Source organism: Polaribacter batillariae (assembly GCF_017498485.1).
Classification (GTDB): domain Bacteria; phylum Bacteroidota; class Bacteroidia; order Flavobacteriales; family Flavobacteriaceae; genus Polaribacter; species Polaribacter batillariae.
On record NZ_CP071795.1, the window covers coordinates 1,875,057 to 1,900,816 of the forward strand.

The window sequence follows — 25,760 nt, forward strand, 5'->3', positions numbered from 1 at the left end:
GAATTTGTAAAACTCGCTTTCTAAACGTTTTTTTTATTTCTAAAATAAGCCCATAAAGAAACTGAAACTACAATGGCAATTAACACATAAATAAAAGTTGGAACTGGCAGCGGATCTCCTGCAGCATAACTGTGTAAACCAGAGAGATAGTAGTTTACGCCAAAAGAAGTCATAATAATAGAACCAAATGCAAACACACTTGCTGCATTTAATACAAACCTGCTTTTTAAAGCAGGAACAAAGCGTAAATGCAACACAATTGCGTAAATAATTATACTAATTAATGCCCAAGTTTCTTTGGGGTCCCAAGCCCAATAACGTCCCCAAGATTCGTTTGCCCAAACACCTCCTAAAAATGTTCCAACTGTTAGTACGAACAATCCAATGGCCATCGAAATTTCGTTAATGTAAGTAAGTTCTTTAATTCTAATATTAATGACATCTTTGTTTTTTTTCGTTCTAAAAATAATTAATAAAAGCGCCATAAAACCTAAAATTGCAGACAATGCCAAAGGTGCATAACTACTTACAATTGTGGCAACGTGTACTTTTAACCAAAATGATTTTAACACAGGCATTAAATTGGTAATTTCTGGACTTAACCAATCTAAATAACTTACAAATAATAATGCGCCTGCAAAAAGTGTTGCTAAGGGTAGCGAAAAATCGGATTTTCGAAAAGTAATTAAACCGCACAAGAGTAAAACCCAAGCTACAAAAACAAGCATTTCGTATCCATTACTCCAAGGTGCGTGCCCAGATACATACCACCTTAAAATGATGTTTCCAGTAAAGAAAATAAAACTAATTAGAGTAATAATAATGCTTAAATTCCAAAGAATTTCTAACACTTTATTTTGAGCAAAGATTTTAATGATAGAAATGATTAAAAGAACTAAACCTACTACAAATAGCATTTGAAATAGCCAGAAATTTAAGTTTAATTGGTTGTACCAAAGCTCTGCTTCAATACGTTTTCTACTCGGAATAATTTCTTTTCCTAAAACATCTTGAAATTTCTTAATATATTCTAATTTTTCGCTGGCTGCAACCCAATTTTTATCGTTTACATCTTTAAAATAAGTAGGAATAATACTTTTTGCAAAATTACCATCTTCTACTGGAAAGTCTTTAAAATCGTGGGTTTGACTATGCCATTTGTTATTTTCATCATTACTATTAGGAAAAATTTTTAAATAATTTCCAGAAAAAACGTTGTAAAGAATATTAAAACGCTCATCGACCTTTAAAACCTCTTTGTCGAATTCGGTTCGTTCTGCAGGTTTCTTTTTATTTGCTTCTTCTACAGCGCTTTCTAAAATATAATTTCTGTCTTTATCTAAAAAACTCACAAAAGCCACCAAATCGTTTTCACTTATATTTAATGTCGAAAATAATTCTCCCCTTTTTGTTTATCAACTTTTATTAAAGGAATATACTGCCAAACATTTGCGGCGGCTTGCATCGCTAAAAAAGTCTGATTCGCATTTAGCGTAACCGTTTGGCCTTCTTTTGAGAATTCGAAATACGGTTTTCTGGTTAATTTTCTTAAAAATTCTGAAGCCAATGTATTTATCGGCTTAATTCTTCCATCTAAATCTTGTACCATTAAACGCCCAAATAAATCTGCATGTTGTTTGTCTATAGTTTGTTGTTTGATGGTGTTGACTGTTATTTCAGGAGATTTTTGTTGAGAAAAAGCAACCGTGGACATCAAGAATAATAGCAATATTGGTGCAGTTTTTTTAAGCTTTTTCAATTTTTTATTAATCACTGTAAAACGTGAACCTTTCCAAAATAGGGTAAAAAACATTCCAATGATTAATAAAAGATAGCCTAAATAGGTAACATTGGTTCCTAACCAATCGTAATTTACTGCTAAAACGGTTCCTAATTCGTCTGTATCGTAACTTGCTTGAAAAAAGCGATATCCTTTGTAATCGAGTACATTGTTCATAAAAATTCTTTGAGAAAAACGATTATCATTATCAATAACTTGCACTTCACTCGCGTACGAAGAAGGACTGGTAGAACCAGGATAACGTTCTAATTGAAAATCGTCTAAATGAATAGAAAAAGGAATAATTATAGGTTCCGATCCGTAAGATAAAGTAAGGTGTATATCGTCGATTTTTAGCTCGTGTTTTGTTGGTAAAAAGCCTTGCCTGTAAAGAAGTTTTATAGGTTTGGATGTTTCGCCAACATCGACATTTACTACTAAAGCGTCGTCTTTTAATTCGTCGTTATCTTTTATTTTTTCGGCACCACTCACTAAAGCAATTTTTCCTTTAGGATGATAAGAAAGTGGTACAAAAGAAATATCGCCATCTCTATACAATGTTTTTAATTGAATGCTTTGTAAAGAATCTTTTACAATTGTACTAGCCGTTTCTGTAGCCATTACAAAAGCACTTAAATCTCTTGGAGAAAAGATTTTAAAGCCCCCATTTTCTTCTGTAATGTTTATAATTCCTTTTTCATTAGAATCGAAACCAACTTTATGTTTGTGTGCTCCAATTGCTTCTACTTCGCCTCTTTCTAAAAAGATGGTTTCTCTTCCTCCACCTGCAGAAACCACCATTTGTATTATGGGTTTTCCTTCTGTTTCGTCTTCGATAATTTGTGGCACAGCATCTGCAATAAATTTAGCATAAGAAATTTTTACAGATTTGTTATTAAAGTTTGTTTGTATGGAAAAATTATTATTACTAATTGGAGAAAAACTCAATTGTTTTTTTATTGATTTATTTGTTTTTCCGTCGGTTAAATGAACGTGTAAATAATTATCACTAGAAATTACAACATTAGAAGAGGCGCCTTCTCGAATTCGCATTATTCCGCTATCTGAAGTATATCTGGTAATTGCTGCTCCTAATAAAATAATGATAAAAGAAACGTGAAAAAGTAAAATCGGCCATTTTTCTTTACGAAGTAATTTATATTTAGAAATGTTTAAAAGAAAGCTAATTGCCAAACCTAACATTACCATTTCGAACCACCAAGCATTGTAAATTAATTTCCAAGCAGTGGTAATTCCATAATCGTTTTCTACAAATGTGGCAACAGCCATAGAAATCGCAAAAACGAGTAGTAATAATAAGGCTAATTTAGAGGAAGATAAGAAACGATATAGTTTGTTCATCTGAATTTGTATTTGATTAAAAAAATAAGATGTCTTTTGCACAATAGAAAAAGACATCTTTATTTTATAAACTATTTTTAAGTATTATTTTTCTAAGGAAGCAGTTGTTTTAATGTCCATTTTATCTTCTCTTTTTTTTGCTTCCTCTAACCATTTTGGCAGCAGGTTCTTTTTAAAAGTTTCTTTTTCTGCTTTTAATTTTTCGATATCTAAGCCAATATATTTTTGTGCCAATTCTTTTGTTGAAATATCTGGCATATCTATTGGTTTGTTAAAACCAAGTGTTGCTAATAATCTAGCTAGTTTTACTCTTGCCTCTTGTGCTTTTACCAAACCACTACCAATAACTCTTGCTGTTTCAACTGGCGAATGAAAAGATGCTCCATGAGATGCTGCAGCATAATCCCAACGCCATTGTGCATGACGAATGTCTGTTAAGATGTCTTTCATTTGTGTTTCTGTTGCACCTAAATCCCAACATTTTTTAGCTTCTAAATGTGCTCTTACTAATAAATCTTCTAATTTTAGTCTGTTTTCTTTTGCTTTGCTTTGTCTTTCATACACGTTTGCAATTAGCTTTTTAGAATCTTCTCTATGACAAACCTGGCAAGCATTAGAAGTATTATTTAAAGGCGATTGAATATGGTGATCTGTAAATTTTTGCCCACCTTCGCTCTTGTAAGGCATATGACAATCTGCACAAGAAACTCCTCTATCTGCATGGACTCCTGTTACAAAAGTTTCGTAACCTGGGTGCTGTGCTTTTAACATTGGTGCTCTACTAATTTTGTGTGTCCAATCTTTAAATTTTAAATTATCGTAATAATTTTCCATAGCTTCAACCGACATTCCATCTTTCCACGGAAATGTTAAATAAGCAATTCCTTCTTTTCCTGGTTTATTTTTATCAAAATAATATTCTACGTGGCATTGTGCACAAACTAAAGAACGCATTTCGTTGTGTGTTGCTTTGTTAATATCTTTACCCATGGCATCAAAGGCCTCAACTAAAGCAGGTCTTGTAATGGTAAGTTTCATTGTTTTTGGATTGTGGCAATCTGCACAACCAATATTATTTACAACTTCCGAACCTTTGTCTGCCCATTTTCCCTTATAAAATTCGGCAACCCCAATTTCGTTCATTAAACGTGGTACATCTGGACTTTTACAGGTCCAACAAGTGGCTGGCATTGGCCCATCTCCTTTTCCTTTTGGACCACCAGTTCTTAATGTATTTTGAATATCTTCTATCGCATAAGCATGCCCTCTTCCTTGGTTGTAATCTTTAGAAAAACCATAACCCGCAAAGAGAATTACTAAATTAGGATCTTCTTCTAAAACATCGCGCATTTCGGAACCTCCTTGAAAAGAGCTAAAAGTAGTGTCTAAAGTTTGAAGCGAAGATTGATATTCTAATGGGAAATTTTGCCCCCAAACTTCATTTCGTGGTTCATTTTCAGAAATATTTACCTGTGGAACATATTTATATTTTGCTTCAGATTTTCTGTTTACAATACTTGATGCTAGAAGTCCTAATAGAAAAACGACAACAATTGTAATAACGAATAGTACTTTGTTTTTCATCTTATTTAAATTTATTATTTTTTAATTTCTTTTGCTAACCAAGAAGGAATTACGGTTTCTTCTTGATCTGTTGGTAATGGTGCTAGGTTGTATTTGATTGTTAATAGCCCGTGAATATCTCCATGAGGAACATGTTGATGACAGCTCCAACATTTTCTTTGTGTTCTATTGTTTTTATGATCGTCGATAAAACCAACATATTTTGTTTGTGTAACTTGTTGAACATGGCAACGAATGCAATTTTCTTGAACCACTTTTTGTGATGCTTCTTTCATTTCGATAACATCGGGTTCTGCACGTGCTGTAAATACTGATGCATGATACAAACCATCTTTTGCTTTAAAATAATATTTTTCGAAAACATTGTTATGTGGCACATGGCAATCGTTACATTTTGCCCATTCTCTATGAGAACTTTTCATCCAGCTATTGTAAACAGGCGTCATTACATGACAGTTTACACAGGCTTGCGGATCGTCTGAAAGATAAGAAAACACTTTCGCTTCTTTTGCCATAAATAAACCCAAACCAATAATAACCGCAATAAAAAATAGAGCGGTTTTTCGCCATTTAGATTCTTTTGGTAATATTTTAAATTTGGTTTTCAATGCTTTAAATTTTAATAAAAATACAAGGTCTTTTTTTGAAATAGTTTTTCTTCCCTCAACCTTCTCTCTAAAAAAAGGATTTTACTTTGTGTTTTTTATGAAATTACTCTAAAATCGTTTAATATACGACAAAAATACTGTCATATTCGAATAATTTTTATGACAAATATCATAAAAATTAAGATTTTTTTAAGAAAAAAATTCTTCTGTGTAAGAACGATTATACCCTAATTAAATAAACGTTTTTAAACTCTAGAAATTGCTACAAAAAATAATTTTAAACTTTTGTGTATTTTGATAAAATTCTATCAATTCGAGTAAATTTTACGATTAAAATGGATAAAATTTGTATCGAGAATACAAATTTTAGGTTTTAAATAGTTCTCGATACCATTTTTCGTTCCTCAAAATCACTCGAACTAACATTTTTTGAATACTTTTAAAAAACCCACAAAGCTATGTTAATTTAACACTTGCTATTGCTAAAACACTTGCTATTGCTAAAAAGACCAATCTTTAAAAAATAAAAAATTTTTATATATTTACATACCGGAACAGAACAGCATGGAAACCTATAAGCATAAAATTTCTTTAACAATCGATCACGAGAGCGATATTCCAAAATATCAGCAATTAGTAAATGAAATAAACAATGCAATTGCCGAAAATATTTTAAAAAAAGGAGATGCCATACCTTCTGTTAATAAAACCTGTAAGTCTTGCAAAGTGTCTAGAGACACTGTTTTTAAGGCTTATTCCATTTTAAGTGAAAATGGTACTATAAACGCAGTACCCAATAAAGGATATTATGTTGCGAACGATACCAAAAAAGTTTTGTTAGTTTTAGATACTTTTAAAGCTTATAAGGAGGTTTTGTATCATTCTTTTGTAAATAATTTACCCAATACAATTATTACAGACGTACAATTTCATCATTATAATATTAATAATTTTAAAATTATTTTAAATAATAGCAAAGGTAAATACTATAAATATATTGTAATGCCATTTCAAAACGAAGAGGTTCCAGCAATACTTTCTGATATCGATAACAACAAACTTTTATTAGTAGATTGGAACATTCATTCTAATAAAACCAACAATTATGTTTTTCAAGATTTTGGGAAATCTTTTTATGAAGGCTTAAAAGAAGCTGTACAACTTTTTAGAAAGTATAAAAAGCTTGTTTTTTTATATCCAACATATACCTATCATCCTAAAGAATCAATTACATATTTTAAAAAATTTTGCAAAGAGTATCAATTTAACTACAAAATAATTACAAATCCTCGTTTATTTTCTGCCGAAGAAAATGTAGCATATATAAGCACGAGTGATAGAATGTTGGGTGTTTTTTTAGAACAGTGCAAAGTTAAAAATTTAGAACCAGGAACGAACGTAGGTTTTCTTTCTTATAACGAAACACCAATGAAAAAGTTTATTTATAAAGGAATTTCTGTTATATCAACAGATTTTAAAAAATTAGGACTTAAAGCAGCAGAGTTTGTTCTTACCAACCAGCCAATGCAATATTATGTTCCTACAAAATTAATACTAAGAGCATCGTTATAATGAATTATCATTTAGGATTAGACATCGGAAGTTCTTCTATAAAAGCCGCACTTGTAGAAATAGAAACTGGTAAAAGCTTAGGAGTTATTCAAGAACCCAAAGAAGAAATGGGCATGTTTGCTCAAAAAAATGGATGGGCAACACAAGATCCAAACGACTGGTGGTTGCATGTTTGCAATGCCATTTTAAAATTAAAAAAGAAATATAATATTAATAAAACCCAAATAAAAGGAATTGGTATTTCTTACCAAATGCACGGTTTGGTAATTGTAGATAAAAAAGGAAATCCATTACGTAAAAGTATTATTTGGTGCGACAGTAGAGCAGTAAAAATTGGCAATAATGCTTTTAACGAAATTGGAAATAAAAAATGTATATCGCATCTTTTAAACTCACCAGCCAATTTTACGGCTTCAAAATTAAAATGGGTAAAAGAGAACGAACCCAATATTTACAAAAAAATTTACAAATTTATGTTACCAGGAGATTTTATAGCATATAAATTTTCTGATAAAATAAATACCACAATCTCAGGCTTATCTGAAGGCATCTTATGGGATTTTAAAAAAGATACAATTGCCCATTTTTTATTAGAATATTACGGAATCGACAAAAATTTAGTTCCAGACATTGTCGATACTTTTGGCATTCAATCTAAAGTAAATAAAAAAGGAGAAAAAGAAAGTGGCATTGCAGCAGGAACCCCAATTTTCTACAGAGCTGGAGACCAGCCCAACAATGCACTTTCTTTAAACGTATTTAAACCCGGAGAAGTTGCTGCAACTGGTGGTACATCTGGAGTGGTGTATGCAGTTACAGATAATTTATCTGGAAAAGAAAGCACACGTATTAATAATTTTGCACATGTAAATTACACAAAATCGAACCCAAAAATTGGAAAATTACTAAATATAAACGGCGCAGGAATTCAATATCGATGGTTGTTAAAAAATTTAGCCGTAAACTCTTACGAAGAAATGAATCATTTGGCCTCAGAAATTCCAGTAGGTTCAGATGGCATTTGCTTAATTCCCTTTGGAAATGGAGCAGAACGCATGCTAAATAATAAAGAAATTGGTACTCGAATTGTAAACCTAAACCTAAACAATCATCACAAAGGATATCTCTGTAGAGCCGCTTTAGAAGGCATCGCATTTTCATTTGTTTATGGTATGGACATCTTAAAACTAGATGGCGTAAAACCAAGTGTTATTAGAGCAGGAAATGATAATTTATTTCGTTCAGAAATTTTTACAAATACAGTCGCAACTTTAATAAATCAAGAAATAGAAATTTACAACACAACTGGTGCAATTGGCGCAGCAAGAGCAGTAAAATTGCACAAAGGCGACTTTAAATCTTTCGGAAAAACAATTATAAACAACGATTATATAACAACTTTTACACCTCTTAAAGACAAAAAACCGTACTTAAAAGCATATCAAAAATGGAAAAAAGAATTAGAACTTGTTTTAAATAAATAGAATTTGGGCGTTCCCTAAAGGTCGGGCTTTACATTCCAATCTTTTTATTCGTACCTCATAAAAAGGATTTCCACTGCAATCCCTAACGCAAAAGCAGCACTCAAAACAATTACACGATTACACAAATAAACAATTACACATTTAAACCATGGCAAATAAAGAATATTTCAAAGGAATCAACAAAATACAATTCGAAGGAAAAGAATCAAACAATCCATTGGCTTTTAAATATTACAATCCAGAGCAAGTAGTAGCAGGAAAAACAATGCGCGAGCACTTTAAATTTGCAATTGCATATTGGCATACGTTCTGCGGACAAGGATCGGATCCTTTTGGACCAGGAACACAAAACTTTCCTTGGGATCAAGCAGCAGATCCAATTCAGGCAGCAAAAGACAAAGCAGATGCCGCTTTTGAATTTATTAATAAAATAGGGTTCGATTATTTTTGTTTTCACGATTTCGATTTAATTCAAGAAGGTGCAACCTTTACAGAATCTGAAACAAGATTAAATACAATTACAAATTACATCAAACAAAAACAAGCAGAAACTGGTGTAAAATTATTATGGGGTACAGCCAACTGTTTTTCAAATCCACGTTACATGAATGGTGCTGCTACCAATCCCGATTTTAATGTAGTTGCAAGAGCTGGCGGCCAAATAAAACTGGCATTAGATGCAACTATTAAATTGGGTGGCGAAAATTACGTTTTTTGGGGAGGTAGAGAAGGTTACATGTCTTTATTAAATACAAATATGGCTCGCGAATTAGATCATATGGGGCAGTTTTTAACCATGGCAAGAGATTATGCAAGAGCACAAGGTTTTAAAGGAACTTTCTTTATAGAACCAAAGCCAATGGAACCCATGAAACATCAATACGATTTCGATGCTGCAACAGCCATTGGTTTTTTAAAAGAATATGGTTTAGACAAAGATTTTAAATTAAATATCGAAGTTAATCACGCAACCTTAGCACAACACACCATGCAACACGAATTAGCGGTTGCAGCCAAAGCAGGTATGTTAGGAAGTATCGATGCCAATAGAGGAGACTACCAAAATGGTTGGGATACAGACCAATTTCCAAACAACATTCAAGAAACAACAGAAGCAATGTTGGTGTTCTTAGAAGCTGGAGGTTTGCAAGGTGGAGGTATTAATTTTGATGCAAAAATTAGAAGAAATTCCACAGATACAGAAGATGTTTTTCTTGCTCATATTGGAGGAGCAGATACCTTTGCAAGAGCTTTAATTACGGCAGATAAAATTATTACTTCATCTGCCTACAAATCGTTAAGAGAAAAAAGGTATCGTTCTTTTGATTCTGGAAAAGGCAAAGATTTTGAAGCAGGAAAATTAGAGCTTTTAGATTTGTATAACATCGCAAAAGAAAATGGCGAATTAACACTACAAAGTGGTAAACAAGAGTTATTTGAGAATATCATTAATCAATATATCTAAAATTACAAGACGCTTCGGGTTTTAAAAACCAGAAGCGTCTTAATAATATATTATTATCAACCAATAAAAAAACATAGTTATGGCACAAGCAACCAACTCAAAATATTTAATTAAACTTATATTAGTAGCCACTTTGGGCGGTTTATTGTTTGGGTACGATACAGGAGTTATTTCTGGAACCGTAAGTTCTTTAGATAGTTTTTTTGTGATTCCAAAAGAATTGTCGGAAACAGCTGCTAGTGCATTTAAAGGTTTTTTAGTTTCAAGTGCCTTAATAGGTTGTATAATTGGTGGGGTTTTTGGAGGAATTGTAAGTAAAAAGTTAGGAAGAAAAAAAGGGTTGGTACTTGCTGCCATTCTATTTTTAATATCGGCTTTAGGTTCTGCAATGCCAGAAATGTTTATTGGAACTTTTGGCGAGTTAGACCATACCTATGCAACTGCATTTATTATTTACAGAATTATTGGAGGAATTGGAGTCGGTTTAGCCTCTATGCTATCTCCACTTTATATTGCAGAAATTGCACCGGCAAAAAGTAGAGGAAAATTGGTTTCCTTTAATCAACTAGCCATTATTGGTGGTTTTATGGTAGTATATTTCGTTAATTATTTTATTTCTAGAAGTGGTGGTTCAGATGAATGGTTGAATGAAATTGGATGGAGATGGATGTTTGCTTCAGAAATAGTGCCTGCAGGTTTATTTTTAGGATTATTGTTTTTTGTACCAGACACGCCTCGTTCTCTAATGTTAAGAAACAAACCTAAAAAAGCCTTAGATATTTTAATAAAAGTAAATGGCAAAGAAGAAGGGAATAGAGTGCTCGCAGAAATAGAAGGCTCCATTAAAGAAAAAACTTCTGAGCATCTTTTGTCTTTTGGTTGGCTAGTAATTATAATAGGAGTATTGCTTTCCATTTTTCAGCAATTTGTGGGCATAAACGTTGTTTTATATTATGCTCCAGAAATTTTTAAAACAATTTCTGCAGGTACAGATAGTGCGTTATTAATGACAATTATTGTTGGAGTTGTAAACTTCTTATTTACAATAATTGCAATAAGAACAGTCGATAAATATGGTAGAAAACCACTAATGATTATTGGAGCATTAGGAATGGCATTGGCGATGATTTCTTTAGGTTTCGTCTTTTTCTCTGGAGCCACAGGTTATTTAGCACTGTTTTGTATGATGTTGTATGTGGCCAGTTTTGCCATGAGTTGGGGACCTGTAACTTGGGTTTTATTATCAGAAATTTTTCCGAATAAAATTAGAGGAAGAGCTTTGGCAATTGCAGTAGCTGCACAGTGGATTTCTAACTATTTGGTATCTTTAACTTTTCCAATGATGAACGATAATTCTTATTTAACAGAACAATTTAACCATGGTTTTGCTTATTGGGTTTATGGTATTATGAGCATTTTAGCAACGTTATTTATTATAAAATTTGTACCAGAAACAAAAGGGAAAACTTTAGAGGAAATGGAAAATCTTTGGAAAGACTAAACCACTATAGACTTTGAAGTCCATAGGTTTTTAAAATCTGACTAAAGGCAGCCGTTCGAAGTCTGAACGTATTTACTCAAGTATAAAATCATCATTATCATTACTTGATTTACGATGATGTTCTAAATACTCATTTACCATTTTATCAGTAATATTACCAGTACTCCAACAGCCAAAACCTATTGCCCAAAATTTAGGAAGTATTGTCTTGCAATTAAACCTTGCTGATTTTTTTAAAATCAATAGAAGTGAAATTGTAAATATCGATTTTATTGAAAAATATAGAATCTCATTTCAAAAACCAATTCTTAAATTCTTTACAAAATTAAAAAGAAAAAGTAATGACCCGTTCTTCTATTACTGCTGATTTTTGGAAGTGGTTAGAAAATTAAAATCAATTATATTCACCAGAAAGTGTTTGTACATTCTTTTTATTGGATCTTAATTTTAGTAAAATCATTCCAATATCTGTTAAAAAATCTTTTTTAGATAATTTAAAAATTCTTGTTTGAGCAATTTTGGAACGTTTATAGTTAGACAAAAATCTATTTTTCCAGTTGTCTTCATACTCAAAAAGCAAACTCAAATCATTATTTTTAAGTGCTTTATCTATAGCTTTACTTGCCATAATCGCAGCTTCAAAAATAAATTTATATCCTTCTCCGACGATAGGATTTACTTGAGAAACACTATCTCCAACACAAACTAAATTTTTATCTACAAATTTGTCTAAAACTGGTGTTATGGGTATGCTACCTCCTTCAACATTTTCGTTATCTTTTAAAACTAAAGCTTTAATTTTGGGCAATTCTAATATACTATTTAATTTGTCTTTTAACCCTTTTACCATGCTTTCATCAAAAGAACCGAAACCAATAATAGCTCTGTTGTTTTTTAGAGGAAAAATCCAACCATAACCTCCTTTATAATCTTTACCAATCATTAAGTGGGCTTCATTAACTTTTCCAAGATACTTTACATTATATTCTACCCCAACAGCTAGAGCTGGTTTCTTTTGCGTTAAACCAACTTTTTTACTAAAAACACCATTTGTTCCAGAAGCATCTACAAAAATTGAAGCCTTGTAAACATTTCCGTTTTTATCTGTAATTGATGTGTAATTTTCTTTAGAATCTGAAACTATATTTTTGATGTGTACATCTAAAACAATATCTACAAAATCTTTATGTAAAGATTCTAATAATTCTTGATGCACAATCTTTTTGTCTAAGATACATGCCTCTAATTTTATATTTTCTTTTAAAGATTTTGAGTGAATTATACCCGAATCAATTTTTTGTGCAATCACATTTTCAGACAAGCCAAAATCTTCTACTTTCATAAAACTACCTAAAGTATTAAAAGAAAATTCAAGTAGATTGGTTTTTCTATCTAAGATTAACGTAGCGTGTTTTTGTTTACCTAATTCTCTTGCTAACATTAAGCCAGCAGTACCTCCACCAATAATTATAACATCATATTTTTTCATAATCACAAAAATTAATCATTCAACTTTAAAACAGCCATAAATGCTTCTTGCGGAATTTCTACATTACCTACTTGACGCATTCTTTTCTTTCCTTTTTTCTGCTTTTCTAACAGCTTACGTTTTCTGGAAATATCTCCTCCATAACATTTTGCTGTTACGTCTTTTCGTAAGGCTTTTGTAGTTTCACGTGCAATAATTTTTGCACCAATTGCAGCCTGAATAGGAATATCGAACTGTTGTCTTGGTATTAATTGCTTTAATTTTTCTACAATTTTTTTACCTATAGAATACGCATTGTCGGCATGTAAAAGTGCAGAAAGTGCATCTACAGGATCTCCATTTAACAATATATCTACACGAACCAATTTCGACTCTTTCATGCCAATTGGATGGTAATCGAAAGAAGCATATCCTTTAGAAACAGTTTTTAAACGGTCGTAAAAATCGAATACAATTTCTGCCAATGGCATTTCGAAAATTAACTCTACACGTTCTGTTGTTAAATAAGTCTGATTGATAATTTGTCCTCTTTTTTCGATACACAGACTCATTACTTGCCCTACAAAATCGGCCTTTGTAATGATAGAAGCCTTAATAAATGGCTCTTCTACTCGATCTAACCTAGATGGATCTGGTAAATCTGTTGGGTTGTTTAAGATGATAATATCATCTGGATTTTTCTTTGTATATGCGTAGTAAGAAACGTTAGGAACTGTTGTAATTACAGTCATATTAAACTCACGCTCTAATCGTTCTTGAATAATTTCCATGTGCAACATTCCTAAGAATCCGCAACGAAAACCAAAACCTAAAGCTGCAGAACTTTCTGGCTGAAAAACCAAAGAAGCATCATTTAATTGTAGTTTTTCCATAGAACTACGCAATTCTTCGTAATCTTCTGTATCTACAGGATAAATTCCTGCGAAAACCATTGGTTTTACATCTTCGAAACCTCCAATAATTTCTTTGGTGGGGTTTGCAAAATCTGTAATGGTGTCTCCTACTTTTACTTCTTTTGCGGTTTTTATTCCTGTAATTAAATAGCCAACATCACCCGTTTTTACAGATTTTTTTACAACTTGATTTAATTTTAATGTACCCACTTCGTCTGCAAAATAATTTTTACCTGTGGCAACAAATTTAATTTCTTGTCCTTTTTTTATTTCGCCATTAAAAACTCTAAAATACGTTTCAATTCCTCTGTAAGAATTATACACAGAATCGAAAATTAGTGCTTGTAAAGGGGCGTCTGGATCTCCTTTTGGAGCAGGAATTCTCTCGATAATTGCTTCTAAAATATTTTCGACTCCAAAACCTGTTTTTCCGCTTGCGTGAATTACTTCTTCTGGGTCGCAACCCAATAAATCTACAATATCGTCTGTGACTTCTTCTGGATTTGCAGAAGGTAAATCTACTTTATTTAAAACAGGAATAATTTCTAAATCGTTCTCTAAAGCCAAGTATAAATTAGAAATAGTTTGCGCTTGTATGCTTTGTGCAGCATCTACAATTAGCAAAGCACCTTCACAGGCTGCAATCGATCTCGAAACTTCGTAAGAGAAATCTACGTGACCTGGAGTATCTATTAAATTTAAAATATATGGTTCTCCATTATGAATATAATCCATTTGAATGGCATGCGATTTTATGGTAATACCACGTTCGCGCTCCAAATCCATATTATCTAATAATTGTTCTTTTTTCTCACGAGAAGTTACAGAACCCGTAAAATCTAACAATCTATCTGCCAATGTACTTTTCCCATGATCGATATGTGCGATAATGCAAAAGTTTCTAATGTTCTTCATACTTCGTTTTCTAACTACTTTCAATCGACAAAGATATGCTATTTACAAACCTTCTCAAATAAAAAAAAGATGTGTATAAAAATAAAAATGTCTGTTCGAGAAATCATTACCTTTCGAGGCACAAAACAAAAGCCTATAAAATAAAAACACTAAAAGGGTATCAAACCAAAAAGTGTGTCCCTAAAATTATGAAGGGAATTTTATCGTATTCGTAAAAAAATTACAAATCTCTTTCTAACTCTGTAATTGCAACTTTAAATTCTTCTAAATTGATGGCTTCGTCTCCAGATTTATCGTAGCCTTTTATTAATTCTCCAGCAACAACACCTCGTAAAAGTCCGCTTATTTCTGCAGCTTTTAACAAGGTTTTTATTTCGTCTCTGTTTAAACTTCCATCTTTGTCTTTATCATAAAAATAAAAGGCTTCTTGAGCACTTTTAAATTTCGTAGTTATTAAATTGTGTATTTTTTGTAATATTTTTTCTTTTGTGCCCATTTTCTTAATTTTTAGATTCTTGTTTTCTATAAAAATGCAAGTTTATGTAATTTAAAAATAATTTTTACGAAATCCAACTCTTAACTTTGTCGTTCTAAAATAAAAAGTTTTTCATATATCTATTATATGAAACATGGAAAATATCTAAATATAATTTTTCGTATGTTCCAGATGGGGAATTACCAACTTTTGAAGGTTTTAATCCCAATGGCTTTTTTCTTCCTACCGGAACTAATGGAGGAGAGCAATATATGCCTCAATATAATGAAGAAGGAGAATTAACTCGTGGAGCAGAAACGCTGTTAGAATTTAAAACATTACCAGGTTCTACAAGTTCTAGTATTCTTACTACACACTTGTCAACAACGATTTGCTATAAACCTAATGAAACTTTAGATAGATATATTGTCACTTTAAATAAGTTAACAACAGAAAAAACGTTTAATGCATTTACTGGTATAAATAGCGGAGGAGATGGCATTAGTCAATTTACAACAAGTCAAAAATTTGGAGAATACCATTTATACCAACCCATTTCTTTATTAGGCTATGAAGAAAACCTAAATTTAAAAGTACCTGATGTAGATGCTATACCAGTATTTTTATTCTACTATGCAGAAGAATTCGATCGTATTTACGATATAGACGCTACAATTAACTTTGTTGGAGAAGTGGTGTTAGAGGTTGGTTTTTTCTTTTTATTTGGTGGTGCAGGAACCTTAAGACATCTACAACACTTCAGAAAATTAACCAAGCTAAGACATTTAAGACCAACTCTTAATGCAGAGGGTTTTCCAATAGCATTAGAATTTGTTGCTAGCGCTGGTGTTACTGTAAATGATTCTTTAATTGTTTTTAAAGCATTTAGTAGTGCTACAGAAGTAGTATCAGTCTCAGCAAGTATTTTAATGTCGTTTTTTACATTTAAAGAAGCACAAACAAATGATTCCGCTGAAGCTGAAGCGTGCAGAAAAATAGCCAATGTATTTATGTATATGGCAATAGCTACAGGGGTTGGTTCGGGGCTTTCAAGAGCAAAAGCAAATAAAATTGCAGATGATGTTTTAGATAACACAAGTCCAAGTGTACTTAGTCAATTTCCTGATGATGTAATAGATATATTGAGAGATTTAAGAACTAAGAAAACAAATCTTTTACTTAATTTTGGCACAACTTTAGATAGTTTAGGAGTAACATCGCCAAATATTTTAGGAACATTCTACGACGCTCTAAATAATTTACCAGAAATTAAAGACCTATTTTACAGAGATTTTAACGAGTTAACAGACATAAATCTTTGGAATAGACTTAACAATACAGATGTGCTTAATAGATGGCAACAAATGGCAGAATTAGGTATTACAGAACGCAGAAACCTTAATATTTTAGAAGATATTACAAGAGTTAATGCTATTGTTAGGTATTATGGAGAAGACGTTTTAAAAAATGTATTAGAAGGATTAAGTTTTGAAAAGAGGTGGGTGTTTTTAGTAAGAAGAGGAGATGTAGATCCTTCTTACTTTGATAAACTAAAATTAAACCCCGTTGCAATTAACTTGCATATAGCTTCTTATAGAAGGCCTGAAGGAGCTTTATATTTAATGAGAGATGATCAAGTCTTTGATTTTGTTGTCTTTAATAATAATCCAGTACATACAGGTTTACTTATTGAACTTCAAAAACCTAATGTAGCTTGGAGTGATATTACAAGTTTATATAGACAAAATGCTGATTTAATATCTATTACAAATTCAGAAGTGTTAGAAATAAGTGCAAGATATATAGATGATTTGGAACAAATGGGAAATACTGCACTAGCAAAAAGTGCCAGAAGAGTTTTCAAACAGGCAAATAAACTATATACAAAACAATGCAAAGTGTTTAATAATGCAGATTTGATTGAGGATGTGGATACAAGTAATATCAATTTTATTTCTGGTAAAATGGAAGAGCTAAATACTGATTTTTTTAACAATACCTTGGTTCCACAGAATATAAAAAATAAGTTTCATAATACATCAGATGTTTTGGAGCAGAATGCTTATAAAACATTTACGGATTCCGCTCATGATAGTGTCAAAAATTACTTTAGATCGAACGATACTGAAGTAAAGTTTATAAATTGGTTTTTGAACACCCAATGGCATCGTGGGAATAAATTTGATATAGAGTTAGACTCATTGCTCTATGCTTGCCATTCATGTCAAAGATATTTGGCAATGCTTGTCGAAAATGGTAAAACAATAAACATTAAGTTTAACGCACATCCTGATGTTACTAAATTACGAGATTTAAGAAAATTAAATTAATTATGAACATAGAAGTTTTAACTAAATTAAGAAATAATCCAGCTAAATTTCCAAACAGAACAGGGAATTCATTTGCAATAGAAGGAATTTCACTTTCTAATATAGAACAATTAGAGCAAAATTGGAATAATGGCAATCCATTTCCTAAAGCATTACGTGAACTATTATTTCTAGCTGGAGATTATTGTTATGTTTTAGATTATAATCTTTGGGAAGATCAACAAGAAATGCAAGAAGAATTAAGAGATGTAATGCAGAGTAAAGGACATTCATTCTCTCGTCCCTTTTATATTATTGATAATTATGCTGGGGGAAGTGTATATCAGTTTTTATTTGTGTATTTGGATGGAGATCAAATAGATCCTATAGTTCATGAATATTATGTTGGTGCATTAGAGCGAGGTACTTCTTTAGATAGGTCATTGGGGCAAACATTAAGTAGTTTTATAAGTATAGGAATTGATAGAGTAAGAGATGGAAGAAATCCAATGTAGTGGAATATAAAAACAATTATGTTAAGAGTAGAAACAAATGACTTAGAACTTATGCCTTATCCTACACCATGGGGAGGGGGAGATTTTCATTTAATGGACTTCCTTTTACAGGCATAGAATATGAAAATTATAATGGAACAACACAACCTATAGTTGAGTATAGCTATATAGATGGTTATATAGATGGTTTACAAGTAGAGTTTTGGGAAAATGGTAACAAAGAAAAAGAATGGTATAGTAAAAACGGAGGAGTTTATAAGTATTTTAAAGAATGGGATGAACAAGGTAATTTAATTTACCATGTTACCTACGATGATTATGGTAACAAGTTAAGAATCATAAAACATCCAGACCCAAATTTAGAAGAATGATTTTAGCAATAGATGTAAAATATAGTGAAGTAGACCTTAATTTAAATACTACTTTGCAAGTAGTGAGTGATAAGGCACATAATATTACTAAACATCACTCTGGTAGCGTAAAGCTTAATGAGATTTTTTTCGATATAATTAATAACTTATAATAATATGCAAATAAACTTTGAAATACAATTAGATTCACAACTCATCACAGTAGATGAGCTTAATGAATTTCAAGCCATAGTTGGGAATCCATTACCTGAAGATTATAGACAACATATGCTTATCTACAATGGAGGTGATGCTATTGAATTAGATGCAGCACATATTAGTAATCCAGAAGGTGGAAGTGGAATATCAGATTTTTATCCTATTAAGTATGGAGGGAATACAATTGAAGAGGTAAATGAAATATTAAATGATATAATTCCTTTAGGATACTTAATAATTGGTAGAACACGAGGAGGAGGGAAAATTATTATCTCTCTAAATAATGATGGAACTTATGGTAATACTAAAGAATGGTATCCAGATGGAACTATAAATGATTTATCTACCTCTTTTACACAATTATTAAATGATCAAGTAGAAGCTGTCGAGTAAATAGTAATCTTGATGTAATAGAATATAAAGAATTATGTTAAGAGTAGATGACAATGAAATAGATATAGATGATTATCCAGCAGAAGATGGAGGTAATATATATACGTATAATGGAGAATGGTTTACAGGAATAATTTATGCGTATTTTCCAAGTACTGATGTACTTGAACATGAAACGCAGATTATAAACGGTCGAGTAGAAGGTTTACAGATAGAGTATTGGCCAAATGGTAAAAAGCAAAGCGAATGGTATAGGAGACAAGGGGGGGTTATAAGCATGTTAAAGAATGGGATGAAGAAGGTAATTTGACTTACTATATAACCTATGATGATTTTGGTAATGAGTTAAGAATCATAAAACATCCAGACCCAAATTTAGAAGAATGATTTTAGCAATTGATGTAAAATATAATGAAGTAGTTGGTACTGCTAAGGCTGTAGGTGTTTTATGTAATTGGGAAGATGAGGAACCTAAAGAAATCATTATAGAATATATAGAAGATGTGAAACCTTATGTGTCAGGGCAATTTTATAAAAGAGAATTGCCAAGTATTCTAAAAATAGTAGAAAAAATAGATATAAGAGAAATTGAGGTAATTATTATTGATGGGCATATCTATGTAGATAATGATAAAAAATTTGGTTTAGGCGGTTATGTTTGGCAGGCATTAAAAGAGAAAGTTCCAATCATTGGTGTAGCAAAAAGAGGGTTTTATAACAATAAGGAAACAGTTATAGAAATACTCAGAGGGAAAAGTAAAACACCTTTACATATATCATCAGTAGGTATAGATAATAGTATTGCATCAAAGAAAATACAAAGTATGAAAGGAGAGTATAGAATACCAACTATTCTAAAAACATTAGATGCATTAACAAAAAAACAAAATATACCCTGCTAACTTGAGCATCACGCTCGTGACATAATGAGTAAGAAAAAAGTAGAAAAAAATGAGCACACGTATAGAGTATAGAGATATTAATGTCATAATTACAGAACAGCAAGCCTCGCTTTCAAATATGTATTACAAAATATACTATGATGATAATGATATAAGGTTAAGAAAAGAGCTTTTTTATAAAGGTAATTTACATAGCATAACTTATTATTTAAAACCCGGAGATAACGAGGAGCAACTGGTAGAACAATTAATGCAACAAATAGACAGGGTAAGTATAATAGAATCTACTATCGTAGAACCTTATTTTGTAGAGAGAGAGTATAAAAAAGGAATAGGGCTTATGTATGAAGGAGACTACGTATGGCCCGAAAATCTTCATTATTTGTTATACAATTATAATTTTTTTAGTTACCGAGAAGTAAAAAATAGAAAAGGAGAGATTGTTCCTTCAAGAAAGGTTAAAAAGTTTGAATATGACGGTTTTCAAGAATATACATTTTTTTATAATGAAGATGATAGTTTTGCTAGTTGCAGCCTAAAAATAACGGGAGGGTTTGCTAAAGATGAGTATATAGGTTTTAATTCTTTTACCGAAATTGAGTTTCCACCTGAGAATGAGATGCCTATAAAAGCGGCATATTTTGAAACAGGAAACCCTGATCCAACAGGCTTTGAAATAACGTAAATAAAAAAATATTATGCCAAAGAAAACATGAGTACAAACATAAAATATCAGAATTTATCAAAGCAATTTATTACAGAACAACAAGCTAATAGTTCAGATGAATTTTTAAAACTATATTATGAAGATAATTTTTTAAAAAAGAGAGAGTATTATAAAGGTAATATACTAATAGGGGGAGGGTATTTTCTATCTGATGGAGAAGTAGATATAGAAGTTTTTCAACAATTAGGTACACATTTATCATGGACTTTTATAGTAAATCAAGAAATTATCAATGGTTATACAGTTATAGAGTATAGAAGTTATCATTCAGATTTTACTCCAAGAGAAACTTTTAAAAAAGTAATAAATAGTGATGAAAAAACAATAGCTCTCATAGATATTGACCCACAAACGAACCAACCAATAACTGGAGTAAAATACTTTCTTTTTGGCGGACAGTTAGATCCCTTTACTTCTGATGGTCCAGATTTTCCAGTGTATTGGCAAGAAGATGCAGAAGGAGAATTTACATTTGATGAAAATGGTCAGTTAGAACATATTTATTTTAATATAGATGCAATAAAGGATAATGAGAATTGGGACAGCCTGTCGAGTTTTCAGTTTGATGCACAAGAAATATTTATAGATCATATGATGCCTACACCAGTATTAAATTATTTTACAAACCTAGAACCATTAGTACCTCCTTTTTAATAAAAAATAATTATGCCAAAGAAAAAATTAGATAAAATAATTGTTGTAGATGTAGAAGCTACTTGTTGGAATGGTAGATGGTAAAAAAGTAGTACATTTTTTAAACGAAGAATATAATTACATGCCTATTTTAAACGATATGAATTTAACAGATAATATAGAAAAAAGAATGGATGTGGTATTTTTCCTAGAAGAACAAGCACGCAATGGGCGTAGCATACCGCCAGAAACCACATATAAGTTTGACTTTTTTAATTAACAAAGATGAGTACACGTATAGAATATAGAAATTACACGGGCATTATTACAGAGCAGCAAGCTTTAATTTCATCAAATAGTTATCGAAAAATTTATTATGTCGATGATGTAAGAGTAAAGAAAGAGATTATCAAAAGAGATGGCACATTATCTCATATAAGTCATTATTTAAAAGATGGTGATGATGAAGTAGCTTTAGTAGAAGAATATACCAAACAAAACAACTCAGTATCCATGCTAGTTAGTAATAGCATAGATCCTTATTTTGTAGAGAGAGAGAGAGAGAATATAATAATGGAGAATTGTATTATGAAAGTGATAGCGTTTTTATAGAAGGTTTTTTTTATGATTTATATACACATAATATTTATAAAAAGGATGGTTTTGAACCAAATACTATTTTGAGGTACAAAAGATTAGAATATAAAGATCTAGAATACAATTTTTTATATAATGAAGATGGTAGTTTTTTTAATTGTGGTGTAGTAGATGATACCCCTTGGGGCTTAGAGGAGGCAGGATTTTATACGGTTTTTGAAGACATAGAGTTTCCAGAAGAAAGTGAAATGCCTATAAAAATAGAATATTTCAGAACCGTAGATTTAGACCCTACAGGTTTTGAAATAACATAAGTAAAAATAAAATGAGTAAAAATAAATTAATAAATAATAATTATGATAATAGATTTTGAGTTTGAAGCAAATCAGCCCCTTACCTCTGCCGATATTGAAGCCTTTGAGGGGCGTATTGGTAAGATTTTGCCCGAAGATTATAAACAACATATGCTTAAATGGAATGGGGGGAGGGTACGCCAGTTAAATTTGGAGCACAAGAATCATCCGGATGATGGAGATATGAGTTTATCATATTTTTATGCCATAGATTATGATGTTACTACAATTGAATCTTTAATGGGATATTTAGGAGATGCCATGCCCAAGGATTTTATATTAATAGGTTCCACCAATGCTGCAAAGGTTATTATGTCTTTAAAAGATAATGACTATGGAGAAATAAGTGTAATGTTTTCGGATGGCTATATTATAGATATGTCCCCATCCTTTAGTCAATTTTTAGAGGATTATAGTGAGGTTGATGATGATAATTATTAAGGAGGAATTTTATAAATAGAATAATGAAAAAAGTAACAAGAGTTCTAGAGTTGTTAAAAGCCATGAAATTGCTACTATTGTAGAAATAGATGGTAAAAAAGTGGTACATTTTTTAGACAAAGAGTATAAAAATATGTCTATTTTAAACGATATGAATTTAACAGATAATATAGAAAAAAGAATGGATGTGGTATTTTTCCTAGAAGAACAAGCACGCAATGGGCGTAGCATACCGCCAGAAACCACATATAAGTTTGACTTTTTTAATTAACAAAGATGAGTACACGTATAGAATATAGAAATTACACAGGTATTATTACCGAACAACAAGCTTTGATTTCATCAAGTAGTTATAGAAAAATTTATTATATCGATGATATAAGAGTAAAGAAAGAGATAATCAAAAGCGATGGCACATTATCTCATATAAGTCACTACTTAAAAGATGGTGATGATGAAGCGGCTTTGGTAAAAGAATATACCAAACAAAATAACTCAGTATCTATGGTAGTTAGCAATACCACAGGCCCTTATTTTGTAGAGAGAGAGAACATACTATGATGAAGAACTATATTATGAAAGCGATAGAGTTTTTATTGAAGATGTTTTCTATAACCTATATAAACATCATATTTATGACAAGGATGGTTTTGAACCAGATACTATTTTAAAATACAAACAATTTGAATACAACGATTTAGAGTACTATTTTAGATACAATGATGATGGTAGTTTTTATGATTGTGGAGTAGTAGATGATAGCCCTTGGGGTAGAGAAGAAGAAGGTTATTACACGGTTTTTGAAGACATAGAGTTTCCAGAAGAAAGTGAAATGCCTATAAAAATAGAATATTTCAGAACCGTAGATTTAGACCCTACAGGTTTTGAAATAACATAAGTAAAAATAAAATGAGTAAAAATAAATTAATAGATAAAATTATAGTCATAGATCTAGAAGCCACCTGCTGGGAGGTAGATGGAGATTATCAAAAAGAACATTCAGAAATTATAGAAGTTGGTGTTTGTGAACTATCAGTAACCACAGGAGAAATAACAAAAAGCATAGGCATATTGGTAAAACCAGAACATTCAGAAATAAGTCCTTTTTGTACACAGCTTACCTCTATAACACCAAAAATGATAGAAGAAGAAGGAGTTTCTTTAACAGAAGCTTGTAATATTTTAATGAAAGAATACCAATCAGAGTATTATCAATTTGCAGGTTATGGTGCTTACGATCAAAGATTCTTTAGAGAACAGTGTAAAAAAAAGAATATTTTTTACCCTATGCATCATAGCTATACTAATGTTAAGGTAGCATTATCCAAAAAATTGGGTATAAGAAGAGGTTTAGGCATGGACAAAGCCTTGCAAAAATTAAATATCCCACTAGAAGGTACACATCACAGAGGTGTAGATGATGCAAAAAACATCGCAAAAATTTTAAGGTGGACATTAAATAATTAATACAATATGAACATCGTAAAAACCAATTTAAAAACAGAAAAAAGAGGAGCAAAACAACCCAGGAGTATCATACCACCGCCTACAATTAATATAGAGAATCTTGTGAAATTTAAAAAACTTTCTCCAGATCAACAAAATCTACATTTAACTACAGCATATCAAAAGTTTGTAGACAATGCGGCTGGTAATGCTTATATTGATGATCCTTTAAGGGTTTTTGAAGAAATTGAAGTGCCTAGAACCCGTGGTGGAAATGGTATATCTCCAGATTTTGAAAATACGGGGTTACGTTGGCAACAACCTACACCTCCTTTTAAATTAGGGGATAATTCATTAACCGATATTGAATTAGATGCATTAAATTTAGAACTAACAGAACCTTTAGATGATATTATTACAAAAATAAATACTGCTAATGCGCAAACAAATATACCTGTTTCAGGATTGAAAAGTACAAAATCAGATTTTACTAATAGCTGGATAAGTATTGGAGTTAATCCAAAAGATGGTGAAAAAATTTTAAAAAAATTAAAGTTAACTTGGCACCATGTAGATGATTTAGATAAAAATATGACCTCTACAATGCAATTAATTACTCGTAAAGCACATAAACTTACACTAAACCATTCTGGTAGTGTAAGACAAACAAAAAAAATGTTTGACTTAATAAATGATTTATAACTTTTAAATATAATAAATATGGAATTAACATTTGATATGGATGCAGATTCACAAAAGATTACATTAACAGAATTAGATGTCTTTCAAGATATGATAAATCTTGTATTGCCAGAGGATTATCGTCAACATATGCTTGCAAACAATGGAGGTGTGGTAGAACAAGATGATATAGAGCATGTTAACTATCGAGGAGATGAATTTGGTATTAGCTATTTCTATCCGATTAAGTATGGGTATGATACAATGGAAAATACTTATGCTAGTTTGAATAACAAAATACCCTCGGGGTATTTGGCTATTGGAGTTATGAGTGGTGGAGGTGAAATTATAATATCTCTTAATAATGATGCTACTTACGGGAACACAAAATCCTGGTATGAAGATGGTACAATTTTAGATTTATCTCCCTCATTTACTGACCTTATCAATGATATGGTAGAGATTGAGGAATAAGTAACTAAAACATGATTATTGAATTTTATTTAGAAACAAACGAAAAACCCACAAACACAGATTTGAATGATTTTGAAACACAAATAGGCAAAACTTTGCCTGATGATTATAGACAACATATGCTTGATTGGAATGGAGGTATAGTACTTCAAGATAGTTTAGAACATATAAATTTTCCAGAACATCCAGATTATGGTTTATCAGATTTGTTCCCTATAAATCATAGTACAGGAACAATTGAAACTGCTATGACTGCTTTAGGTTCTGCTTTACCTAATAATCATATACCAATAGGTAGAACTAGAGGAGGGGAACAATATTAATGTCTCTAGAAAATGATAATAGTTATGGTAATATTAAGGTAATGTTTTCAGAAGGGTTACTTCAAGATATGTCTCCTACTTTTAGTCAGTTTTTAGAAGATTTTATCGAAGGTGATGATTTATACGATGAAGAATAACTTTTCTATTTTATAATAGTTAAAAATAGTTGTAACAGAAAAACAAAAAATATAGAAATCAATTTTAAAACAGCAATTATGAAACAGTTTATAAATATTATACCCCCACCTCCCTCATGATTTCTTGATGGT

At 31.2% G+C, this 25,760-nt stretch carries 30 protein-coding genes and 2 pseudogenes; 24 read left to right on the forward strand and 8 right to left on the reverse strand.

The window, feature by feature from the left end:
* Positions 1 to 20: 20 nt before the first annotated feature.
* The 4 genes from JL193_RS07980 to nrfH form a co-directional block, all read right to left on the reverse strand.
* Positions 21 to 1,352, reverse strand: coding sequence for a cytochrome c biogenesis protein (locus tag JL193_RS07980; protein ID WP_207973273.1), 1,332 nt, complete (start codon positions 1,350 to 1,352; stop codon positions 21 to 23).
* Positions 1,353 to 1,381: 29 nt separating this feature from the next.
* Complete coding sequence (locus tag JL193_RS07985) at positions 1,382 to 3,142, reverse strand: cytochrome c biogenesis ResB family protein (protein WP_207973274.1); 1,761 nt, start codon at positions 3,140 to 3,142, stop codon at positions 1,382 to 1,384.
* A gap of 84 nt (positions 3,143 to 3,226) precedes the next feature.
* Positions 3,227 to 4,726, reverse strand: a complete 1,500-nt coding sequence (gene nrfA, locus JL193_RS07990; RefSeq protein WP_207973275.1) for an ammonia-forming cytochrome c nitrite reductase — start codon at positions 4,724 to 4,726, stop codon at positions 3,227 to 3,229.
* A gap of 14 nt (positions 4,727 to 4,740) precedes the next feature.
* A complete protein-coding gene (gene nrfH / locus JL193_RS07995) occupies positions 4,741 to 5,334 on the reverse strand; it encodes a cytochrome c nitrite reductase small subunit (protein ID WP_207973276.1) in 594 nt (197 codons plus the stop codon).
* Positions 5,335 to 5,898: 564 nt separating this feature from the next.
* Here nrfH and JL193_RS08000 point away from each other — a divergent pair.
* The 4 genes from JL193_RS08000 to xylE all read left to right on the forward strand — a co-directional run bounded on the left by JL193_RS08000 (position 5,899) and on the right by xylE (position 11,356).
* Positions 5,899 to 6,906 carry a GntR family transcriptional regulator gene (locus JL193_RS08000; protein ID WP_207973277.1) on the forward strand — a complete coding sequence of 336 codons (1,008 nt, stop codon included), beginning with the start codon at positions 5,899 to 5,901 and terminating at the stop codon, positions 6,904 to 6,906.
* Positions 6,906 to 8,390: a xylulokinase gene (locus JL193_RS08005; protein ID WP_207973278.1), complete on the forward strand. Its 1,485-nt coding sequence runs from the start codon at positions 6,906 to 6,908 to the stop codon at positions 8,388 to 8,390. The genes JL193_RS08000 and JL193_RS08005 overlap by 1 nt, the downstream gene beginning before the upstream one ends.
* A gap of 148 nt (positions 8,391 to 8,538) precedes the next feature.
* Positions 8,539 to 9,855, forward strand: a complete 1,317-nt coding sequence (xylA, locus tag JL193_RS08010) for a xylose isomerase (RefSeq protein ID WP_207973279.1) — start codon at positions 8,539 to 8,541, stop codon at positions 9,853 to 9,855.
* Between the two features lie 79 nt (positions 9,856 to 9,934).
* The gene (gene xylE, locus JL193_RS08015) at positions 9,935 to 11,356 is read left to right on the forward strand and encodes a D-xylose transporter XylE (protein WP_207973280.1); all 1,422 of its coding nucleotides are present in this window, start codon (positions 9,935 to 9,937) and stop codon (positions 11,354 to 11,356) included.
* 72 nt (positions 11,357 to 11,428) lie between these two features.
* Here xylE and JL193_RS17165 read toward each other — a convergent pair.
* The 4 genes and pseudogenes from JL193_RS17165 to JL193_RS08030 all read right to left on the reverse strand — a co-directional run.
* A pseudogene (locus JL193_RS17165) lies at positions 11,429 to 11,548 on the reverse strand (IS200/IS605 family transposase); the annotation flags it as partial.
* A gap of 202 nt (positions 11,549 to 11,750) precedes the next feature.
* The gene (locus JL193_RS08020) at positions 11,751 to 12,845 is read right to left on the reverse strand and encodes an NAD(P)/FAD-dependent oxidoreductase (RefSeq protein WP_207973281.1); all 1,095 of its coding nucleotides are present in this window, start codon (positions 12,843 to 12,845) and stop codon (positions 11,751 to 11,753) included.
* An 11-nt stretch (positions 12,846 to 12,856) separates the two neighbouring features.
* A complete protein-coding gene (gene lepA, locus JL193_RS08025; protein WP_207973282.1) occupies positions 12,857 to 14,653 on the reverse strand; it encodes a translation elongation factor 4 in 1,797 nt (598 codons plus the stop codon).
* Positions 14,654 to 14,873: 220 nt separating this feature from the next.
* Complete coding sequence (locus JL193_RS08030) at positions 14,874 to 15,149, reverse strand: EF-hand domain-containing protein (RefSeq protein WP_207973283.1); 276 nt, start codon at positions 15,147 to 15,149, stop codon at positions 14,874 to 14,876.
* Between the two features lie 251 nt (positions 15,150 to 15,400).
* Between JL193_RS08030 and JL193_RS08035 the strand changes: the two genes are divergently transcribed.
* The 20 genes and pseudogenes from JL193_RS08035 to JL193_RS08130 all read left to right on the forward strand — a co-directional run bounded on the left by JL193_RS08035 (position 15,401) and on the right by JL193_RS08130 (position 25,628).
* On the forward strand, positions 15,401 to 17,458 hold the full coding sequence (locus JL193_RS08035; RefSeq protein ID WP_207973284.1) for a hypothetical protein: 2,058 nt from the start codon (positions 15,401 to 15,403) through the stop codon (positions 17,456 to 17,458).
* 2 nt (positions 17,459 to 17,460) lie between these two features.
* Positions 17,461 to 17,952, forward strand: a complete 492-nt coding sequence (locus JL193_RS08040) for a hypothetical protein (protein ID WP_207973285.1) — start codon at positions 17,461 to 17,463, stop codon at positions 17,950 to 17,952.
* 68 nt (positions 17,953 to 18,020) lie between these two features.
* Positions 18,021 to 18,323: a toxin-antitoxin system YwqK family antitoxin gene (locus tag JL193_RS08045; RefSeq protein ID WP_207973286.1), complete on the forward strand. Its 303-nt coding sequence runs from the start codon at positions 18,021 to 18,023 to the stop codon at positions 18,321 to 18,323.
* A complete protein-coding gene (locus JL193_RS08050; protein ID WP_207973287.1) occupies positions 18,320 to 18,475 on the forward strand; it encodes a hypothetical protein in 156 nt (51 codons plus the stop codon). The genes JL193_RS08045 and JL193_RS08050 overlap by 4 nt, the downstream gene beginning before the upstream one ends.
* Before the next feature lie 4 nt (positions 18,476 to 18,479).
* Entirely contained in the window at positions 18,480 to 18,914 is a 435-nt protein-coding gene (locus JL193_RS08055; RefSeq protein ID WP_207973288.1) for an SMI1/KNR4 family protein, read from the forward strand.
* Between the two features lie 34 nt (positions 18,915 to 18,948).
* Positions 18,949 to 19,224: a hypothetical protein gene (locus JL193_RS08060; protein WP_207973289.1), complete on the forward strand. Its 276-nt coding sequence runs from the start codon at positions 18,949 to 18,951 to the stop codon at positions 19,222 to 19,224.
* Positions 19,225 to 19,288: 64 nt separating this feature from the next.
* Positions 19,289 to 19,816 (forward strand): annotated as a pseudogene (locus JL193_RS08065) (endonuclease V); the annotation flags it as partial.
* A gap of 49 nt (positions 19,817 to 19,865) precedes the next feature.
* Entirely contained in the window at positions 19,866 to 20,501 is a 636-nt protein-coding gene (locus JL193_RS08070) for a hypothetical protein (protein ID WP_207973291.1), read from the forward strand.
* Positions 20,502 to 20,528: 27 nt separating this feature from the next.
* Positions 20,529 to 21,197 carry a hypothetical protein gene (locus tag JL193_RS08075; RefSeq protein ID WP_207973292.1) on the forward strand — a complete coding sequence of 223 codons (669 nt, stop codon included), beginning with the start codon at positions 20,529 to 20,531 and terminating at the stop codon, positions 21,195 to 21,197.
* Between the two features lie 70 nt (positions 21,198 to 21,267).
* On the forward strand, positions 21,268 to 21,456 hold the full coding sequence (locus tag JL193_RS08080; RefSeq protein WP_207973293.1) for a hypothetical protein: 189 nt from the start codon (positions 21,268 to 21,270) through the stop codon (positions 21,454 to 21,456).
* Positions 21,457 to 21,461: 5 nt separating this feature from the next.
* On the forward strand, positions 21,462 to 21,788 hold the full coding sequence (locus JL193_RS08085) for a hypothetical protein (RefSeq protein ID WP_207973294.1): 327 nt from the start codon (positions 21,462 to 21,464) through the stop codon (positions 21,786 to 21,788).
* 68 nt (positions 21,789 to 21,856) lie between these two features.
* Positions 21,857 to 22,087 carry a hypothetical protein gene (locus JL193_RS08090; RefSeq protein ID WP_207973295.1) on the forward strand — a complete coding sequence of 77 codons (231 nt, stop codon included), beginning with the start codon at positions 21,857 to 21,859 and terminating at the stop codon, positions 22,085 to 22,087.
* 42 nt (positions 22,088 to 22,129) lie between these two features.
* Positions 22,130 to 22,567, forward strand: coding sequence for an SMI1/KNR4 family protein (locus JL193_RS08095; RefSeq protein WP_207973296.1), 438 nt, complete (start codon positions 22,130 to 22,132; stop codon positions 22,565 to 22,567).
* A 100-nt stretch (positions 22,568 to 22,667) separates the two neighbouring features.
* Positions 22,668 to 22,838 carry a hypothetical protein gene (locus JL193_RS08100; protein WP_207973297.1) on the forward strand — a complete coding sequence of 57 codons (171 nt, stop codon included), beginning with the start codon at positions 22,668 to 22,670 and terminating at the stop codon, positions 22,836 to 22,838.
* Positions 22,839 to 22,843: 5 nt separating this feature from the next.
* Positions 22,844 to 23,128, forward strand: coding sequence for a hypothetical protein (locus JL193_RS08105; protein WP_207973298.1), 285 nt, complete (start codon positions 22,844 to 22,846; stop codon positions 23,126 to 23,128).
* A 348-nt stretch (positions 23,129 to 23,476) separates the two neighbouring features.
* Positions 23,477 to 24,034, forward strand: a complete 558-nt coding sequence (locus JL193_RS08110; RefSeq protein ID WP_207973131.1) for a 3'-5' exonuclease — start codon at positions 23,477 to 23,479, stop codon at positions 24,032 to 24,034.
* A gap of 6 nt (positions 24,035 to 24,040) precedes the next feature.
* The gene (locus tag JL193_RS08115; protein WP_207973299.1) at positions 24,041 to 24,715 is read left to right on the forward strand and encodes an HNH endonuclease; all 675 of its coding nucleotides are present in this window, start codon (positions 24,041 to 24,043) and stop codon (positions 24,713 to 24,715) included.
* Positions 24,716 to 24,733: 18 nt separating this feature from the next.
* Positions 24,734 to 25,168: an SMI1/KNR4 family protein gene (locus tag JL193_RS08120; RefSeq protein WP_207973300.1), complete on the forward strand. Its 435-nt coding sequence runs from the start codon at positions 24,734 to 24,736 to the stop codon at positions 25,166 to 25,168.
* An 11-nt stretch (positions 25,169 to 25,179) separates the two neighbouring features.
* Positions 25,180 to 25,491 carry an SMI1/KNR4 family protein gene (locus tag JL193_RS08125; RefSeq protein ID WP_207973301.1) on the forward strand — a complete coding sequence of 104 codons (312 nt, stop codon included), beginning with the start codon at positions 25,180 to 25,182 and terminating at the stop codon, positions 25,489 to 25,491.
* On the forward strand, positions 25,491 to 25,628 hold the full coding sequence (locus JL193_RS08130; RefSeq protein WP_207973302.1) for a hypothetical protein: 138 nt from the start codon (positions 25,491 to 25,493) through the stop codon (positions 25,626 to 25,628). The genes JL193_RS08125 and JL193_RS08130 overlap by 1 nt, the downstream gene beginning before the upstream one ends.
* Positions 25,629 to 25,760: the final 132 nt, after the last annotated feature.